Annotated in this window: 15 protein-coding genes, 1 pseudogene and 2 riboswitches; of the genes and pseudogenes, 12 read left to right on the top strand and 4 right to left on the bottom strand. The window is 67.1% G+C overall.

The window, feature by feature from the left end:
* Positions 1-4: 4 nt before the first annotated feature.
* From AC6EKW_RS01075 to AC6EKW_RS01060, 4 genes are all read left to right on the top strand, one after another.
* A complete protein-coding gene (locus AC6EKW_RS01075) occupies positions 5-898 on the top strand; it encodes a 2-hydroxy-3-oxopropionate reductase (protein ID WP_498513430.1) in 894 nt (297 codons plus the stop codon).
* Between the two features lie 11 nt (positions 899-909).
* Positions 910-2664: a glyoxylate carboligase gene (gene gcl / locus AC6EKW_RS01070; protein WP_498513429.1), complete on the top strand. Its 1755-nt coding sequence runs from the start codon at positions 910-912 to the stop codon at positions 2662-2664.
* Positions 2664-3953: a glycerate kinase type-2 family protein gene (locus tag AC6EKW_RS01065; protein ID WP_498513428.1), complete on the top strand. Its 1290-nt coding sequence runs from the start codon at positions 2664-2666 to the stop codon at positions 3951-3953. The genes gcl and AC6EKW_RS01065 overlap by 1 nt, the downstream gene beginning before the upstream one ends.
* A 66-nt stretch (positions 3954-4019) precedes the next feature.
* Positions 4020-5441, top strand: coding sequence for an NCS1 family nucleobase:cation symporter-1 (locus AC6EKW_RS01060; RefSeq protein WP_498513427.1), 1422 nt, complete (start codon positions 4020-4022; stop codon positions 5439-5441).
* Between the two features lie 186 nt (positions 5442-5627).
* On the opposite strand, the gene AC6EKW_RS01055 is transcribed toward AC6EKW_RS01060, so the two are convergent.
* Both AC6EKW_RS01055 and AC6EKW_RS01050 read right to left on the bottom strand, forming a co-directional pair.
* On the bottom strand, positions 5628-5969 hold the full coding sequence (locus AC6EKW_RS01055; protein ID WP_420542027.1) for a tRNA-binding protein: 342 nt from the start codon (positions 5967-5969) through the stop codon (positions 5628-5630).
* A gap of 85 nt (positions 5970-6054) precedes the next feature.
* Positions 6055-6696, bottom strand: a complete 642-nt coding sequence (locus AC6EKW_RS01050) for a hypothetical protein (RefSeq protein ID WP_498513426.1) — start codon at positions 6694-6696, stop codon at positions 6055-6057.
* Between the two features lie 120 nt (positions 6697-6816).
* Positions 6817-6918, top strand: a riboswitch (glycine riboswitch).
* Positions 6919-6997: riboswitch (glycine riboswitch) on the top strand.
* Between the two features lie 40 nt (positions 6998-7037).
* Between AC6EKW_RS01050 and gcvPA the strand changes: the two genes are divergently transcribed.
* Genes gcvPA through gcvH form a run of 4 tightly spaced genes read left to right on the top strand, consistent with a single transcriptional unit; the run spans position 7038 to position 11195 of the window.
* A complete protein-coding gene (gene gcvPA / locus AC6EKW_RS01045; RefSeq protein WP_498513425.1) occupies positions 7038-8327 on the top strand; it encodes an aminomethyl-transferring glycine dehydrogenase subunit GcvPA in 1290 nt (429 codons plus the stop codon).
* A complete protein-coding gene (gcvPB, locus tag AC6EKW_RS01040; protein WP_273887325.1) occupies positions 8317-9726 on the top strand; it encodes an aminomethyl-transferring glycine dehydrogenase subunit GcvPB in 1410 nt (469 codons plus the stop codon). Before gcvPA ends, gcvPB begins: the two co-directional genes overlap by 11 nt.
* Before the next feature lie 2 nt (positions 9727-9728).
* On the top strand, positions 9729-10805 hold the full coding sequence (gcvT, locus tag AC6EKW_RS01035; RefSeq protein WP_273887326.1) for a glycine cleavage system aminomethyltransferase GcvT: 1077 nt from the start codon (positions 9729-9731) through the stop codon (positions 10803-10805).
* Positions 10806-10817: 12 nt separating this feature from the next.
* Positions 10818-11195: a glycine cleavage system protein GcvH gene (gene gcvH, locus AC6EKW_RS01030; protein ID WP_273887327.1), complete on the top strand. Its 378-nt coding sequence runs from the start codon at positions 10818-10820 to the stop codon at positions 11193-11195.
* Between the two features lie 471 nt (positions 11196-11666).
* Here the strand turns inward: gcvH and AC6EKW_RS01025 are convergent, their stop codons facing one another.
* On the bottom strand, positions 11667-12290 hold the full coding sequence (locus AC6EKW_RS01025) for a redox-sensing transcriptional repressor Rex (protein WP_273887328.1): 624 nt from the start codon (positions 12288-12290) through the stop codon (positions 11667-11669).
* 205 nt (positions 12291-12495) lie between these two features.
* Here AC6EKW_RS01025 and AC6EKW_RS01020 point away from each other — a divergent pair, with 205 nt between their 5' ends.
* Positions 12496-13464, top strand: coding sequence for an aldo/keto reductase family protein (locus AC6EKW_RS01020; RefSeq protein WP_498513424.1), 969 nt, complete (start codon positions 12496-12498; stop codon positions 13462-13464).
* Here the strand turns inward: AC6EKW_RS01020 and AC6EKW_RS01015 are convergent.
* The gene (locus AC6EKW_RS01015; protein ID WP_273887330.1) at positions 13461-14552 is read right to left on the bottom strand and encodes a LuxR C-terminal-related transcriptional regulator; all 1092 of its coding nucleotides are present in this window, start codon (positions 14550-14552) and stop codon (positions 13461-13463) included. The two genes, AC6EKW_RS01020 and AC6EKW_RS01015, sit on opposite strands and share 4 nt — an antisense overlap.
* Before the next feature lie 108 nt (positions 14553-14660).
* Between AC6EKW_RS01015 and AC6EKW_RS01010 the strand changes: the two genes are divergently transcribed.
* The 3 genes and pseudogenes from AC6EKW_RS01010 to AC6EKW_RS01000 form a co-directional block, all read left to right on the top strand.
* On the top strand, positions 14661-15155 hold the full coding sequence (locus AC6EKW_RS01010; protein WP_273887331.1) for a quercetin 2,3-dioxygenase: 495 nt from the start codon (positions 14661-14663) through the stop codon (positions 15153-15155).
* Positions 15156-15398: 243 nt separating this feature from the next.
* On the top strand, positions 15399-16247 hold the full coding sequence (locus tag AC6EKW_RS01005; protein WP_498513423.1) for a GNAT family N-acetyltransferase: 849 nt from the start codon (positions 15399-15401) through the stop codon (positions 16245-16247).
* Positions 16248-16373: 126 nt separating this feature from the next.
* A pseudogene (locus AC6EKW_RS01000) lies at positions 16374-16745 on the top strand (permease); the annotation flags it as partial.
* Positions 16746-16806: the final 61 nt, after the last annotated feature.

Below are 16806 nucleotides of genomic sequence, written 5' to 3'. Positions count from 1 at the left end.
AGAGATGCCGGAGAGGATAGGCTTCATAGGGCTCGGGATCATGGGTTGGCCCATGGCCGAAAACCTGGTGCAGGCCGGCTACGACCTCACCGTTCACAACCGCACCAAGAAGAAGGCCGAAGAGTTCGCCAAAAACACCGGTGCACAGCTCGCAGAGAGCCCCAGAGAGGTCGCAAACAACAGCGACGTCGTCATCACCATGCTCCCCGACTCCCCGGACGTCAGGCAGGTCGTCGAGGGAGAGGAGGGGGTGCTCGAGGGCATCCGGGAGGGCTCTCTCCTCATCGACATGTCCACCATCTCCCCGGTTGTGACCAGGGAGCTCGCCTCGGAGGTAGAGAAGAAGGGCGCCTCGATGCTCGACGCCCCGGTCTCGGGAGGGGATGTGGGCGCCAGGGAGGGGACCCTCTCGATCATGGTCGGAGGAGAGGAGGAGGACTTCGAGCGCGCAAGGCCCCTCTTCGAGGCGATGGGCAGGACCATAACCCATGTTGGTCCCTCGGGGGCCGGGCAGGTCGTGAAGGCTGCGAACCAGATCGTGGTCGCGCTGAGCATAGAGGCGGTCTCTGAGGCGCTGGTTTTGGGGGAGAGGGGAGGGGTCTCTGCGGAGAAGATCCTGGATGTTCTCTCAGGAGGTCTTGCTGGCAACAGGGTGATGGAGGTCAAGAGGGAGAAGTTCCTATCTCACGTCTTCGAGCCGGGCTTCCGGGCGGAGCTGCACCACAAGGATCTCGGTATAGCGCTCGCCGCCGGCAGGGAGTACGGGGTGGCGCTCCCGGTCACGGCGATAGTGGACCAGATGCTCCTCTCGATGAAGAAGAAGGGCTGGGGCGGGGAGGACCACTCGGCGCTCTTGCGGGTGATAGAGGACCTCTCCGGCGACGGGACGACTGAATAGGAGGAGAGAAGATGGCCCGGATGGGCGTGATGGACGCGGTGGTGAAGGTTCTCGAGGACGAGGGGGTCGAGGTCGCGTTCGGGGTGCCGGGGGCGGCGATCCTGCCGCTGTACAAGGCGCTCAGCAAGTCCAGGCGGATAAGGCACTACTCCGTGCGGCACGAGGAGGGCGGGACGCACGCCGCCGACGGGTACGCCCGGGTGACCGGGAAGGTCGGGGTCAACATCGGGACCTCGGGGCCGGCGGGGACGAACATGATCACGGGTCTCTACACCGCGATGGCCGACTCTATACCCATGATCTGCATAACCGGCCAGGCCCCCACCGGCGTCCTGCACAAGGAGGCCTTCCAGGCGGTGGACATCGTCGAGATCGCGCGTCCGGTGACCAAGTGGGCGGTGCAGGTCAAAGAGCCCGCGCAGCTCGTCTGGACCTTCCGGGAGGCGTTCCGGGTAGCGCGCGAGGGCCGGCCCGGTCCCGTCCTCATAGACCTGCCGCTCGACGTGCAGAAGTCCTCCCTCGAGGTGGACTTCGACCCCCGGCGCGACGGCCCGCTCGGTTTCGAGCGCCCCGAGCCGAGCCCGGAGGCCATCCGCGAGGTCATCGAGATGATCCTCGCCGCCGAGCGGCCCGTGCTGATGCCCGGGGGCGGGATCATCCTCGCCGACGCCTCCGAAGAACTCGTCGAGCTCGCCGAGTACCTGCAAATTCCCGTGAGCCCCACGTACATGGGGAAGGGTGCGATCCCGGAGGACCACCCCCTCTACATGGGGATCGTCGGCATCCAGACCAGCCAGCGCTACGCCAACGCCCTCTTCCTGGAGAGCGACCTGGTCGTCGGGATCGGAAACCGCTGGGCCGAGCGGCACACCGGCGACCTCGACGTCTACCGGGGAGACCGCAGGTTCGTGCACATAGACATAGACCCCCGCCAGATCGGACGGGTCTTCCCGCCCGACCTCGGCATCGTCTCCGACGCGAAGCTCGCCCTGCGCGCGATGCTCGAGACGGCCTGGGCCACCACCCCGCCGCGCGAACCCGGGGCGTGGGTCGAGCGGGTGGGGGAGCTGCGCTCCACCCTGCTGCGCAAAACCGACTTCGACGACGTCCCCGTAAAGCCCCAGCGGGTCTACCGGGAGCTCAACGAGTTCTTCGACGAGGACACCATCTTCGTCACCGCGATCGGGCTCTACCAGATCTGGTCCGGTCAGTTCCAGAAGACCTACAAGCCCCGCCACTACCTGTGCTGCGGTCAGGCGGGACCTCTGGGGTGGGAGGTTCCGGCGTGCCTCGGGGCCAAGCTCGGCCGCCCCGACAACCTCGTCGTCGGCGTGGTGGGCGACTACTCCTTCCAGTTCCTCGTGGAGGAGGTGGCGGTCGCGGTGCAGTACCGTGTACCCTACGTGCTGGTGATGATCAACAACGCCTACATGGGCCTCATCCGTCAGTCGGAGCTCGGCTACGGCATGAACTTCGCGGTCGACCTCGGCTACGAGGGTCCCGAGAGCGAGTACGGTATCGACGGCGTCGGCATGATGGAGGCGATGGGGGCTTTGGGACGCCGGGTCCGGCGCCCCGAGGAGATAAGGGGGGCCCTGGAGTGGGCGGTGCGCGCGAGCGAGGAGCGGCGCGTCCCGGCGCTCGTGGAGATCATGTGCGAGCGCGAGACCAACGCTGCGATGGGCCTCTCGATAGACAGGATCAACGAGTACGAGCCGGTGGAGGACCGGCTCCCGGCGCTCGAGGCAGCAGCGGAAGGGAGCTAGTGGAGGAGGACCTCAGGGAGATCCTGGACGCCGGCCTCGCCGCCGCCGACCCCGAGGACGCCGTGCGCCGCCACCTCGGACTGGAGGGGAACGAGGTGCTCGTCTCAGGAGAGCGACTCAGCCCCGGGCGGATCTTCGTCGTCGCCGCCGGGAAGGCCGCGGGTCCGATGGCCCGCGCCGCCGCGGGAATCCTCGGCGGAAAGATCGCCGGCGGGCTCGTCGTCACCAAAGACGGCCACGAGCCGGGACCGGAGGGGCTTGAGACCCTCTACGCCTCCCACCCGGAGCCTGACGAACGCGGCCTCGAGGCCGCCCGCCGCGTCGCTGAGCTCGCCGCCCCCCTCGGCGAGGGGGACCTCCTCCTCGCCCTCGTCTCCGGCGGGGCCTCGGCGCTCCTCGCCGACCCCGCGGAGGGGATAGAGCTCGGGGAGCTCAAGCAGCTCACCTCCGCCCTCCTGCGCAGCGGCGCCTCGATAGACGAGATCAACGCCGTGCGAAAGCACGTCTCCACCCTCAAAGGCGGCGGCCTCGCCCGGCTCGCCGCCCCCGCCCGCACCGTCGCCCTGCTGCTCTCCGACGTGGTCGGCGACGACCCCTCCTCCATCGCGAGCGGCCCCACCGTCCCAGACCCCACGACCCTGCAGGACGCCCGGGACGTCCTCCGTCGCTACGGGATAGACCCGCCCGCAAGCATCGCCCGGCGCCTGCAGGACGGCCCCGAGACCCCCAAGCCCGGCGACCCCGTCTTCGAGCGCGTCACGAACCTCGTCATCGGCGGAGGTCTCGCCACGGCGCGGGCCGCCTCGCAGGAAGCCCGCGCCCTCGGCTACACCCCGCTCCTCCTCTCCACCTACGTGACCGGCGAATCCCGCGCCGCCGCCCTCCTGCACGCGGCGATCGTCCGGGAGGCGCTCGCGAGCGGAAACCCCGCCCCGCCACCCCTCGCGCTCGTCTCGGGCGGCGAGACCACCGTCACCGTCTCCGGTGAAGGAACCGGCGGCCCGAACCAGGAGTTCGCCCTCGCCCTCGCCCTCGCCCTCGAAGGCGTGGACGGCTGGGCCGCCCTGAGCGTCGATACCGACGGAGCCGACGGTCCCACCGATGCAGCCGGAGGCCTGGTGGACGGCGAAACCGCAGCCAGAATCCGCGCCGCCGGCCTCGACCCGCGCGACGCCCTCGCCCGCAACGACGCCCACCCGGCGCTCGAAGCCGCGGACGCCCTCCTCATCACCGGCCCCACCGGCACCAACGTCAACGACCTGCGCGTCGTCCTCGTACGCCGGCGTTGACGACCCCGATACGTGTCTGTATGCTCGGGCTTCGAAACAAAATTTTCGTTCAACGAAAGGGAAGAGATGGAGAGCGGCTACAGCGAGCGGCTGTACAACGAGGATCTGGCACCGGCACAGGAGCGCAACTGGAGCACGTGGAGCCTGTTCTGCACGTGGATGGCCGACGTGCACAGCATTGGGGGTTATACGTTCGCGGCGGGGCTTTTCTTTCTGGGGCTCACGGGCTGGCAGGTGTTTCTTGCTCTGATCTGCGGGATAACGGTCGTCTATTTCCTGATGAACCTCACGAGTGTGGCCGGGCAGCGGTACGGGATACCCTATCCCGTGCTCGCCCGGGTCAGCTTCGGGGTCTTCGGGGCCAACGTTCCGGCTCTGATCCGGGCGGCGGTCGCCATCGCCTGGTACGGTATCCAGACCTGGCTCGCCTCGGTGGCCGTCGTGATACTGGCGCTCAAGATATTCCCGGGCCTCGAGCCGCTTGCTCGGTCTTCGTTCCTCGGGCTCTCGTACCTCGGCTGGATCTGCTTCCTGCTTCTGTGGGCGGCGCAGCTCTTCGTCCTCGGCCGCGGGATGGAGTCGGTGCGCCGCCTCGTCGACTGGGCCGGTCCCGCCATCTACGTCGCGATGCTCGCGCTCGCGATCTGGATCTTCATCCAGGCCGGAGGCAGCATAGACTTCAACCTCGGCTCGAAGAGCCTCTCCTTCGGAGGGGCCACGCTGGCCTTCTTCACCGCCATCGCGCTGGTCGTCAACTACTTCTCCACCCTGCTTCTCAACTTCACCGACTTCTCCCGCTTCGCCCCCAGCGAGCGCATGGTGAGGTGGGGCAACTTCTGGGGGCTTCCGGTCAACTTCATCCTCTTCTCGGTCATCGTGGTCGTGGTGACGGCGGGATCGCGTGAGATCTACGGCTCCGCCATAACCGACCCCGTGGAGCTCGTCGGGAGGATCCCGAGCTTCGTCGCGCTCGCGCTCGGCGCGCTCACCTTCGCCGTCGCAACGGTGGGGATAAACATCGTCGCGAACTTCGTCTCACCCTGCTACGACCTGGCCAACGCCTTCCCGAAGCACATAGACTTCAAGCGGGGTGGGATCATCTCCGCCGTGCTCGCGCTCGTCGTGATGCCCTGGAAGCTCTACTCGAGCCCCATCGCCATAAACTACTTCCTCGGTGGGCTGGGCGCGTTGCTCGGCCCGATCTTCGGGATCATCGTCGCCGACTACTACCTGCTGAGGCGCGGCAGGCTCGACGTGGAGGGGCTCTACCGGGAAGGGGATGACTCCCCCTACTGGTACCGGGGAGGCCTCAATCGCCGGGCGCTCTGGGCGTTCGCGATCGCGGCCTTCGTCTCGCTCATCGTGGCGCTCGTCCCCGCCCTGAAGGTGGCCGCCCCGTTCTCCTGGTTCATCGGAGCCGTGATCGGCGGCGCCTCCTACTACGCGCTCATGCGGAGCGCCCCGGCACCTCTGCCCGAGGCCGAATAGTGCCCTCGAACCCACCTCGGAGCCCCTTGCCCCGGCAGAACGTGAGCCCCGGCGCCCTCGCCGGTCGGCGCCTTATTGAAGAGGCGCCCCAGGCTCCTGCCTTCGCCGGGTGAAGCGTTTCTTCCAGAGTGACCTCCCGGACCCGCTCCGGGTCAGTCTGCGACATACCGGGGAGACGGTTTTCTCTCAGAACATCCTGCCGCCGGGGGGAACCTCGCGGTCGGGGGAGAGCAGGACCACCTCGCCTCGCTCGTCGGGCACCCCGAGAACGAGCACCTCGCTCTCGAAGCCGGCGATCCTCTTGGGCGGGAAGTTGACGACCGCGACGACCTGCTTTCCCACCAGTACATCCGGGGTGTAGTTGCCGGTGAGCTGGGCACTGGAGCGCTTCTTTCCCACCACCGGGCCGAAGTCCACCGTGAGCTTTATCGCGGGTTTTCTGGCCTCCGGGAAGGGCTCGGCGGCGACGATCCTCCCGACCCGGACGTCTACTTTCTCGAAGTCTTCCCAGGAGATCACACCGGACAAAGCTCCTCCTTCCTCTCGCCTGCTGGATGGAAGGATACGAAAAAGGCGGCTCCCTCACGGGAGCCGCCCCGGGAGAGGAGGACTTCTATCTGAACAGACGCCGCATCAGCAGCCCGCCGCCTATGAGAGATGCTCCGCCGATGAGGGCCGCCGGCAACGTCCCGCCGGTGTTCGGGAGGACGGCCACCGCCGGAGAGGACGCGGAGGAGACCGGGGGCGCGCTCGAATACTGGTCGGTCGCCGCGGTCGTGCTCGCCGCGCTGGATGCGGGGGTGGTGCCGGCCGGCGGATCGCCTGAGGAGTCCGCGCCGGAGAAGCTGTAGCTCGTGCTCACCACCTCCCCGGGCGTGAACAGCTTGGAGTGGGACTCGATGGTCTGGAGAGCGCTGCCCGTCGGGGAGAGTACGTAGGAGAACGAGACCGGTTTGTCGGTGGGAACGGGTATCTTCACCGTATAGGTCCCCCCGTCCCGGCACGTCGGACCGACGGCTCCCGGCTTTGTCGAGCAGAAGAACCCCGCCGGAACTTCGCCTCCCGGGTCGGTGAACAGGTAGAAGCTCTCTCCCTCGGGTACCCGTCCGTGCAGCGTCAGCTGGAAGACTATCGGGATCGTGCCCCCACTTCGCCCCAGGGCGTCCGCATAAGCAGGAGAGCCCGCGAACAGCGCCACGCCGGCCACCGCCATGAGAGCCACGAGCCGCTTCATGCCATCTCCTTTCTCCCGCATCCAACGCCTCTTGGACAATGCTAAGTGATCAGGATAACGATTGGATTACAACCAAAAAAACGTTCGATAACGCTTGGGGGAGGTCCGAGGAGGACGGTTGTGCTAGGCTTATGTCGTCCGATGAGGGCTGCGGGAGAGAGCCGCCCTGGGCGGCCGCCGAAGGTGAAAGGCTCTTTCTGGGTGGGGGCCGAATCTCTCAGGCGAAAGGACCGTGGCCGGAGGACGTCCTGGAGAGACCGGTCCTGCGTGGGCTGGCGCCGACGGGGTAACACTCTCAGGCCTTTGGGACAGGACGGGAAGAAAAGACGTCCGGACCCTGAAAGGATAGGGGGTGCAGCCGCGTGGCGCGCTACACACCGCACACTGAAGAGGATGTGAGGGAGATGCTCGAGGCGATCGGGGTCTCCTCCGTCGACGACCTCTTCTCCGATGTCGCCCCGAAGTTCGAGGGAGAGCTCGCCCTTCCGCCGGCGGCGAGCGAGTACGAGGTCTTGAGCGAGGCCGAGGAGCTGGCGGCGAGGAACGCGACCGGGATGCCCGTCTTCCTCGGCGCGGGGGCCTACGACAGGATAGTGCCGGCCGCCATCGGCGCGATAGTCTCCCGCGGGGAGTTCCTGACCTCCTATACGCCTTACCAGCCGGAGGTGAGCCAGGGCACGCTCGCGGCGACCTTCGAGTTCCAGTCGGTCGTCTGCGAGCTCACCGGGATGGAGGTGGCGAACGCCTCGGTCTACGACGGGGCGAGCGCCTGCGCCGAGGCGGCGCTCATGACCGCGCGTCTGACGAAGCGGGACCCGAAGGTCGCGCTCTCGGCGAACCTGAACCCCCGCTACCGGGAGGTCATCGAGACCTACGGCGTAGAGACCGTGGATCTCCCCTTCAGGGAGGGGGCCACCGACTTCTCGGAGCTTCCGGAGGACCTCTCCTGTGTCTTCGTCCAGAGCCCGGGGTTCTTCGGCACCGTCGAGGACGTCGGGGCCGCCGCGGAGGCGGCGCACGGGGTGGGGGCGCTCTGCGTCGCGGTCTGCGACCCGATAGCCCTCGCCGTCCTCGAGCCGCCGGGCGGCCTGGGGGTGGACGTGGCGGTGGGAGAGACCCAGCCTCTGGGGATGCCGCTCGGCTTCGGGGGCCCCTACGCCGGCTACATGGCCACCCGCGAGCGCTTCGTGCGCCAGCTCCCCGGACGTATCGTCGGGGAGACGGTGGACAGGGAGGGCCGGGTAGCCTACGTGCTCACCCTGAGGGCCCGCGAGCAGGACATCCGCCGGGCGCGGGCCACCTCCAACATCTGCACCAACCAGGCGCTCTCGGCTCTGACCGCGACAGTCTACGCCTCGCTGATGGGGCCGGAGGGACTGCGGGAGGTGGCGGAGCTCTCGATCTCCAAGGCCCACTACCTGGCCGGGAGGCTGCAGGAGGCCGGCTTCTCGCTGCGGTATCCCGAAGCCCCGTTTCTCTGGGAGTTCGCCGTCGAGATGCCGGACGTGGAGAAGGCCAACGAGGCGCTGCTCGAACGCGGCATCGTCGGTGGGCTCGACCTCGGTGACGGGGCGATGCTCGTCGCGGTGACGGAGAAGAGGAGGAAGGAAGACCTCGACCGTTTCGTGGAGGTGGTGGTGGATGCCCGCTAGTCTGATCCGTGCGAAGAGCCGCCCCGGCAGGCGGGGATACACCCTTCCCGCCCCCGACGTGCCGGAGGTGCCGCCCGAGAAGATCCTGCCGGAGGGGGCGCTCCGCAAAGAGAGGCCCGATCTCCCCGAGGTCGACGAACCCACCGTCGTCCGGCACTACACCAACCTCTCGCGCGAGAACTGGGGGATAGACACCAACTTCTACCCGCTGGGCTCGTGCACGATGAAGCACAACCCGCGTGCCAACGAGGCCGCCGCGGCGATCCCCGGCTTCGCCCGGCTCCATCCGCTGCAACCCGAGGAGCAGGTGCAGGGTGCGCTCGAGTTGATGCACCGGCTCGCAGCCTTCCTCTCCGAGGTCTCCGGGTTCCCCGCCGTCTCGCTCGCGCCGCTCGCCGGGGCGCAGGGCGAGCTCACCAGCATCCTCATGATAAGGAAGTACTTCGAGGACGCTGGGGACGAGGGGCGCACCACGGTCCTCATCCCCGCCACGGCGCACGGGACCAACCCGGCGACCGCGGCGATGGCCGGCTTTAAGGCCGTGGAGATAGGGCTCGACGAGCGTGGCTGCGTGGACGTCGGCGAGCTCGAAGAGAAAGTGGACGAGACGACCGCGGCGCTCATGATCACCAACCCCAACACCTGCGGGGTCTACGAGCGCAACATCGAGGAGATCGCCTCCATCCTGCACCGGTCCGGCGCGTTCCTCTACATGGACGGGGCGAACATGAACGCCAACCTCGGCCGCATGCGCCCATCAGACGCCGGGGCGGACATCATGCACTTCAATTTGCACAAGACCTTCTCCACCCCCCACGGCGGCGGCGGGCCGGGCTCGGGCGCGATCGCCTGCTCCGAGCGGCTCGCTCCCTTCCGTCCCGACCCGGTCGTCGAGGAGCGCGACGGCACCTACCGCCTCGTGCGTCCGGAGAAGTCCATCGGCCGGGTCGGAGCCTTCCACGGCAACTTCGGCCAGATGGTCCGGGCCTGGAGCTACATCAGGATGCACGGCCCCGATCTCAAGGAGGTCTCCGACCTCGCCGTCCTGAACGCGAACTACGTCCGGGCCCGCCTGAAGGGCACCTACGATTCGCCCTACGAGGGCCCCTGCAAGCACGAGGTCGTCGTGCAGCCCCCGAAAGGGGTGAAGGCGCTGGACGTGGCCAAGGGCCTCATCGACCGCGGCTTCCACCCGCCGACGATCTACTTCCCCCTCGTCGTGAAGGAGGCGCTCCTGATCGAACCGACCGAGACCGAATCGAAGGAGACCCTCGACGACTTCGTCGGCGCGATGCTCGAGATAGCGCAGGACGAGCGGCTCGAGGAAGCCCCAACCCACGCACCGGTCCGCCGGGTGGACGAGGCCCGAGCCGCCCGCCGGCTGAAGGCGAGGTGGTAGGGATGTCTCTGAAACGTACCCCGCTCCACGGGGAGCACGAGAGGCTCGGGGCGCGGCTGGTCGAGTTCGCGGGCTGGGAGATGCCCGTGCAGTACGAGGGGATAAAGGCCGAGCACCAGGCGGTACGCACCCGCGCCGGGCTCTTCGACGTCTCGCACATGGGCGAGGTCGCCTTCCGCGGCCCGGACGCCGAGAGGGCGCTCCAGCGCCTCCTGACCCGCGACGTCTCCCGGCTCGAGGTCGGGCAGGCGGGCTATTCTGCGGTCTGCTACGAGAGCGGCGGCACGGTGGACGACGTGATCGTCTACCGCCGCGAAGGGGACTTCCTCGTCGTGGTGAACGCCGCCAACCGCGAGAAGGACCTCGCCCACTTCCGTGGCAACACCTCGGATCTCGACGTCGAGATCTCCGACGAGACCGAGGACTGGGCCCTTCTCGCCCTGCAAGGGCCGGAGGCGGAGAGCATCCTCCAACCTCTCTGCGGGGGAGATCTCTCGACCATCGGGCGCTACCGGTTTTTCGAGACGGCCGTGGACGGAAGGCCGGCCGTTATCGCCCGCACCGGCTACACCGGGGAGGACGGTTTCGAGATCTTCCTCCGCCCGGGGGACGCCGCGGGGATCTGGAGGACGCTCATCGAAGCCGGAACCACCCCTGCCGGGCTCGGGGCACGCGACACGCTGCGCCTGGAGGCCGGGATGTGCCTCTACGGCAACGAGCTCGACGAAGAGACCACGCCGCTGGAGGCCGGGATCTCCTTCGCCGTCCACCTGGACAAACCTGAAGAGTTCATCGGGCAGCGGGCGCTGCGCCAGGAGAAGGAGGAGGGGCTGAAGAAAAAACTCGTCGGCTTCGAGCTCGAGGGCCGGGGCGTCGCCCGCCACGGCCACCCGGTGCGGGTCGGGGGCGAGGAACGGGGCGTCGTGACGAGCGGCACCGTCTCGCCGACCTTCGGCCGCCCGATAGGCCTCGCCTACGTCCCCCCGCAGACCGAAGGTGAGATCGAAGTCGTCATCCGCGGGAGAACCGTCCCGGCCCGCATCGTCCCGCTGCCGTTCTACCGCCGCAAGCAGAGCTAGAGGAGGGAAGCGTTGAACGTACCGCAGGACCTCAAGTACACCAGGACCCACGAGTGGGTCCGCATCGAGGGGGATATCGCCACCATCGGCATAACCGACCATGCCCAGGACGAACTCGGAGACGTCGTCTTCGTCGACCTCCCCGAGGTCGGCACCAGCCTCTCCCCCGGAGATTCCTTCGGCTCCGTCGAGTCCGTCAAGGCCGTCTCCGACCTCTACTCCCCCCTCGGCGGCGAGATCACCGAGGTCAATTCCTCCCTCGAGGAGTCGCCGGAGAAGATCAACGAAGACCCCTACGGGGAAGGCTGGATCATCCGCCTCCGCTACTCCGGCGAGGCCGAACTGCTCTCCCCAGAGGACTACCAGCGGCTCCTCGAGGAAGAACAGTAGCCCCCACGACACCTCTAGTGAAAGATATCACAGGGGAATGGAGGGCCATCTTCGTTGAAGATGGCCCTCAAAATGCTGGTTTTGCAGGTATTTTGTGGGGTCACTATGTGCAATGGGAAGATATTTTAAAAAAGTTTCTAGATTCTCTGTTCCAAGACCTTTACAAAGTGTGACTAGCGGGGTATCATTCCGGGTGTCGGTTGGTGCGTAAGCTAAACCGACGCACAATTGAAGAGCCCGGGGTGACACTCCTCCTTTCCCTTTCCCCACCTATCACCCCTAAAGTTCACCTCGGGCTCTTCATTTGGAGCCGGGGGGACACTCCTCCTTTCCCTTTCCCCCACTCCTCCTTTCCCTTTCCCCACCTATCACCCCCACCCCCGGCTCCCCTTCCTTTTCTTTGTGCGCCGTGTTGAAGAGGCCCGGCGGCGATGCCGCCGGGCCTCTGGCTTTGGCCAGGACTCGGTTTCTCTAGGAAGCCTCTCCCACCTGGGTCAGGTAGTAGAGGGTGTGCATGAGCTGGGCGGTGGGGTCTATACGGTGGACGTCGACATCCGGTGGGACGTGGAGCAGGACGTCGGTGTAGTTGAGGATGACCTTGATGCCGGCGTCGACCATCAGATCGGCGACCTGCTGGGCGGAGGAGGAGGGGGTGGCGATGATGCCGATGATCTCGTCTGCCTCCTTGACGCTCCTCTTGAGCTCGTCTATGTGCTTGACGACGACGTTGCCGACGGTGCGTCCGATCTTCTCCGGGTCGTTGTCGAAGACGTCGTGGATGACGAAGCCCCGCTTGGGGAGCATCGTGCTGCTCGCGATGGCGCTCCCGAGGTTGCCAGCCCCCACGAGCGCGATGTTGTAGGTCTGTTTGAGGCCGAGGATGCTGCGCACCGCCTCTACCAGGTCGTAGGCCTGGTAGCCCACACCCCGGGTGCCCGAAAAACCGATCGCGTTGAGGTCCCGCCTTACCTGTACCGGGTTGATGCCGGTGTAGTCGCCTAGCTCCTTGCTCGAGACCGCGTCCCGGTTCTCCTCTATGAGCTGCTGGGTGACCCTGAGATACTTGGTGAGCCTGTTCGTCAGACCTGGCTGCAACGTGGTTCGCACTTTCTCCAGCTCCTTTTCTTCCGACCCTCGTTGGTGAACTCATTGTAACAAAATGGTTCGCTCTTGCAATAAAGGTGCTCTTAGCAGCAGACAACTCAGCAAGCAAGCCGCATTACACGGCTTGAAAAGTCCGACGGTAGGGTAACGTATGGGTAGGTTTCGTGTACACGGAGATTTCGGAAAGGAGATCTGGTTGGAGTACCGTCATCTGGGCAGAAGCGGTGTGAAGGTGAGCGAGATAGCGTTGGGGAGCTGGCTCACCTACGGCGGGAGCGTGGAGGAGGAGCGGGCCCGGGAGTGCATCCACCGGGCTTACGAGCTCGGGATCAACTTCTTCGACACGGCCAACGTCTACGCGCAGGGGGCCGCTGAGGAGATCGTAGGCCGGGCGCTCAAGGGTTTTTCGCGCGAGTCGTACTTCCTGGCCACCAAGGTCTACTTCCCGATGGGGGAGGGGCCGAACGACCGGGGGCTCTCGCGCAAGCACATCGTGGAGCAGTGTCACGCTTCCTTGCGGCGGCTCGGGGTGGACTACGTGGATCTCTACCAGTGCCACCGCTACGACACGGAGACCCCGCTCGAGGAGACGTTGAGGGCGCTCGACGATCTCGTGCGGCAGGGGAAGGTGCTCTACGTGGGGGTCTCGGAGTGGAGCGCGGATCAGATCTCCGATGCCCTGAAGATCGCGGATGAGATGGGCTTCGACCGGATCGTCTCGAATCAGCCGCGCTACAACATGATCCAGCGGCACATCGAGCGCCGGGTGATGCCGCTGTGCGAGGTCGAGGGCGTCGGGCAGGTCGTCTTCTCTCCGCTCGGGCAGGGGGTGCTCACGGGCAAATACCGCCCTGGAGAAGCACCGGCCAAGGGCACCCGCGCCGCCAACCCCGAGCAGAGCGTCTTCATGCGCGAGCTGATGAACGAGAGTGTCCTCTCGGCGGTCGAGAAGCTGCGGGGTGTCGCCTCCGACCTCGGGCTCTCGATGAGCCAGCTCGCCCTCGCGTGGGTGCTGCGGCGGGAGAACGTGAGCAGCGCGATCATCGGCGCCTCGCGCCCGGAGCAGGTCGAGGACAACGTGGGGGCCTCGGGCGTCGAGCTCTCCCCGGAGGTGCTGGAGAGGATAGACGGCATCCTCTCCGGCGTCATCCAGACCGGTTCCTAGAGGCCGTCGAGGAAGAGCCGCCGGGTCAGCTCCCTGCGGCTCTTCACCCCCACCTTCTCGAAAGCGTTGCGGAGGTGGTTCTGGACGGTGTACCCGGAGATGTATAGGGAGGCGGAGATCTCACGGGTCGAGGCTCCCTGCGCGGCGAGCGTGGCGACCTCCGCCTCGCGCGGGGTAAGGCCGTAGGCGGCCATGTTGAAGCGAACAACCTCCCCTGGTCCGGCGGGCCCGATGACGATGACCGCCTCTGCGGGCAGCCCCTCGCTCAGGGAGCCGTAGAGCGAGAGCCAGCGCCCCGAGCGCGCCCGGACGTTGAGGCGTGGAAGGAGGTCGAGATCTCCTGCGTTCTCCGGTCTCAGCGCCCGCCTCAACGCACCCGCCACCATCCGGACCGCCGGAGGCAGATCCTGGCTCTCGGACCAGCCGGGCTTGAGGTCTTCGATCTCCTCCAGCCAGCGTTCGGCCGCCGCGGTGTAGTGTGCCACCCGGCCCCGGTGGTCGAGGACCAGCACGCCGGGGACGTCGGTTCCGGTTCGGCCTTCGGCGAGAGCCTGCGAGCGGAGCGCCGCGGCCTTCAGGCCCGCGCCGAGGTGTGGGGCGAGGCGCCTGACGAACGCGACCTCGCGGGGTTCGAAGTCTGGGCGGCCCGCCTCGCGGCTCAGGTCCAGGGTGCCCCAGACGTGGCCTCCGGCGGTGAAGACGGCGCGCATCTCGTGCGCCAGTCCCAGCGGGCGTAGCATCTCCCGGTAGCGGGGAGACCGGGTGATATCACCTCCGGAGAGCTCGGAGAGCCGCGCAACGGGACGCCTTTCCCGGGTCATTCGCCGGATCTGGTCGAGGTCGTGCTCGAAGTAGAGGTGGTCGAGGAAGACGGCGGCCTCCCGCTCCCCTCCCATCTCACCGGTGAGGGCGTGGGTGATCAGGGCGCTCCCCGGGTCCACCGTGGAGGCGCAGTACGCTTCAGAGCGCGACAGCTGCCGCAACCTCTCCGCGACCGCGCGCAGCAGTTCCGGGCCGCCGCGCCCGGAGTGGCACAGGCGTTTGAGCTCTGAGAGCGCCAGATCCTGTTTGACTCCGCCCGGGCTCATTCTCTCCCGTTCCGGGTGGGAAATGACAGTTTTCTGCCATATGCCATCCCCGTTCGCTGGCCTACAGTTTATGGCATGGAGGCCGGCGAGAGAAGGGAGAACGCCACGATGATAGAAGCTCGGAGAGAACCCCTGCCGCACTCCGCCCGCGCGGGCGAAGGCCGTGCCGTCTGGTACGGCGGGTATCTGCTGACTTTTTTGGCTACGGGCGAGGAGACCGGGGGAAGCTACGCTCTGGTCGAGGAGCTCGGACGGAAAGGGCTGAGCACCGAGCCGCCGCTGCACGTCCACACGCGGGAGGAGGAGTCTTTCTACCTGATAGAGGGGGAGATGGCCTTCTACGTGGGAGATGGGGTCGTCCCCGCACCGGCTGGCACCCTCATCGTCCTGCCGCGCGGCGTGCCGCACCGGTTCGAGATCGTCTCGGAGGAGGTCAGGCTCCTCAACCTGATCACGCCGGCCGGTTTCGAGGGTTTCTTCCGCGAGCTGAGCGAGCCGGCGCGAGAGCTTACGCTTCCTCTCCCGCCGGAGGGACCGCCGGACGTCGCCCGGCTGGTCTCCGTCGCCGCGAGGTACGGATGCGAGATCCTGTCTCCCCGCTAGCGCGGGGCCTTCCATCGGCAAGCGGGGTGTTGTAGCATGTAGCGCGTGGACGAGAGGCACACGGGACTCCACGCAGGCACCTCCACCGGGCGGTTCCCCCGACCGCCCCTGCCCCGGCCGTCCCGCCGCTAGGGACGCGCTCGGGGCTTTTGCTGACGCAGAAGCTGAGAAGACGTTCGGTCGTTCGGGGGTAGATTGCTAGCATTCAAGACTCAAGACGCATCCGGCATCCGCATCCGGCGGATGGACGACGAAGATCTGAAGAACGTAAGGGAGCTGCGCGTGGCGGTGCAGTGGGCCGCCGATCCCAGGGCTTTCGAGCTTCTGCGCGGCACGAGGGATGCCCGCTGGGCGGTGGCCGAGCTCCTGGACGGTGCTCTCGCCGGGATGGTCGGGGCCGTGCCGCTCGGCAGGATGGGGGTGCTCTGCCACCTGGCCGTGCGGGACGACCTGCGCAGAGCCGGGCTCGGGACCGCCCTTACCCGTTGGGCGGTGTCCTATCTGCGCTCTGCCGGGGTGAGAACCATCCGCCTGTACTCGACGGCGCAGGCCGAAAGCCTCTACCGGACGCTGGGCTTCAGGCCGGTCTGCCGGCGTGCCGTCTACAGGCGGGAGGCCGGAGCTCCGGTGCCGAAGGAGGTGCCATCCTACGATCGCTACCGGGTCGGTCCTCTCCTCGCCGCCGACCTCCCGGAACTCTACGGGGTGGATTACTGGTCATACGGCGGCGACCGCTCGGCGGTCATCTTCGCCGTCCTGCGAAGGCACCCGGGTAAGGGCCTGGTCGTCCGGGACTCGGCGGGGGGCATGAAAGGGTATCTCGTCCTCAGCCCCGCCGCGGGCGGTGCCGTCAGAGTCGGACCCTTCCTCGCCTCGGACGAGCGGGGGGCGCGATTACTCCTGACGCGTGCTCTGGAGGTCACCGGGAACGCTACGGTCGAACTCATCGTCCCAGACCCGGAAACAGCCCGCCCCCTGCTCGAAGAATTCGGTTTTGAGGGAAGGGCCGATCGGCTGCGCATGGAGCTCGGGCCCGCCCCCGGCGCCTGCGGGATGCTCCAGTACGCGACCACACCCTACCTGGCGACCTAGGAGGGCATCCCGCCCGCGTTGTGGTAGTCCCGCGAAGGGTTGAGGCAGCGTGCACTTCCTGAGCGGCAGACCGCAGCCCCGCCCGCGCCCTGGAAGGTCTCCGGTGAGCTGGAGCGCTCGCCGGTGCGGCTCGCGGCCGGGATCATCCCGGAGTACGTCGTGATCGTGATGCTGCTCGGTGCCGCGAGAGCCTTTCTCTTCCCGGCCGCAGGACCGGAGATTTGGCAACAGCATCCTGTTCGTGGTGGGGATCGCCGTCCGGGGACCCTGTTCGTCATCCCGACCGCCGGGGAGATCCCGATAATCCAGACCATGCTCTCCTACGGCATCGGGGCCGGCCCGGCCGGGGCGCTCCTGATGACGCTCGCCCCGGTGAGGTTGCCCTCTATCGCGATGGTGTGGACCTCCTTCCCGAAGAAGCGGGTGCTCGCGCTCACCGCCGGGCTGACCGCGCTCGCCGGTGTCGTCGGGGGACTTCTGGGGATGGCCTTTCTGTAAACATCCTGTAAAGAACCTTCGATTTCCCTTTTCTGCTCGTACGGGTCTCGGCTTCCTTGTA

The sequence above is a fragment of the Rubrobacter sp. M3-4 genome (assembly GCF_059772285.1).
Note: the sequence above shows the minus strand (reverse complement) of the source record. Positions and strands in the feature narration are given on the sequence as shown.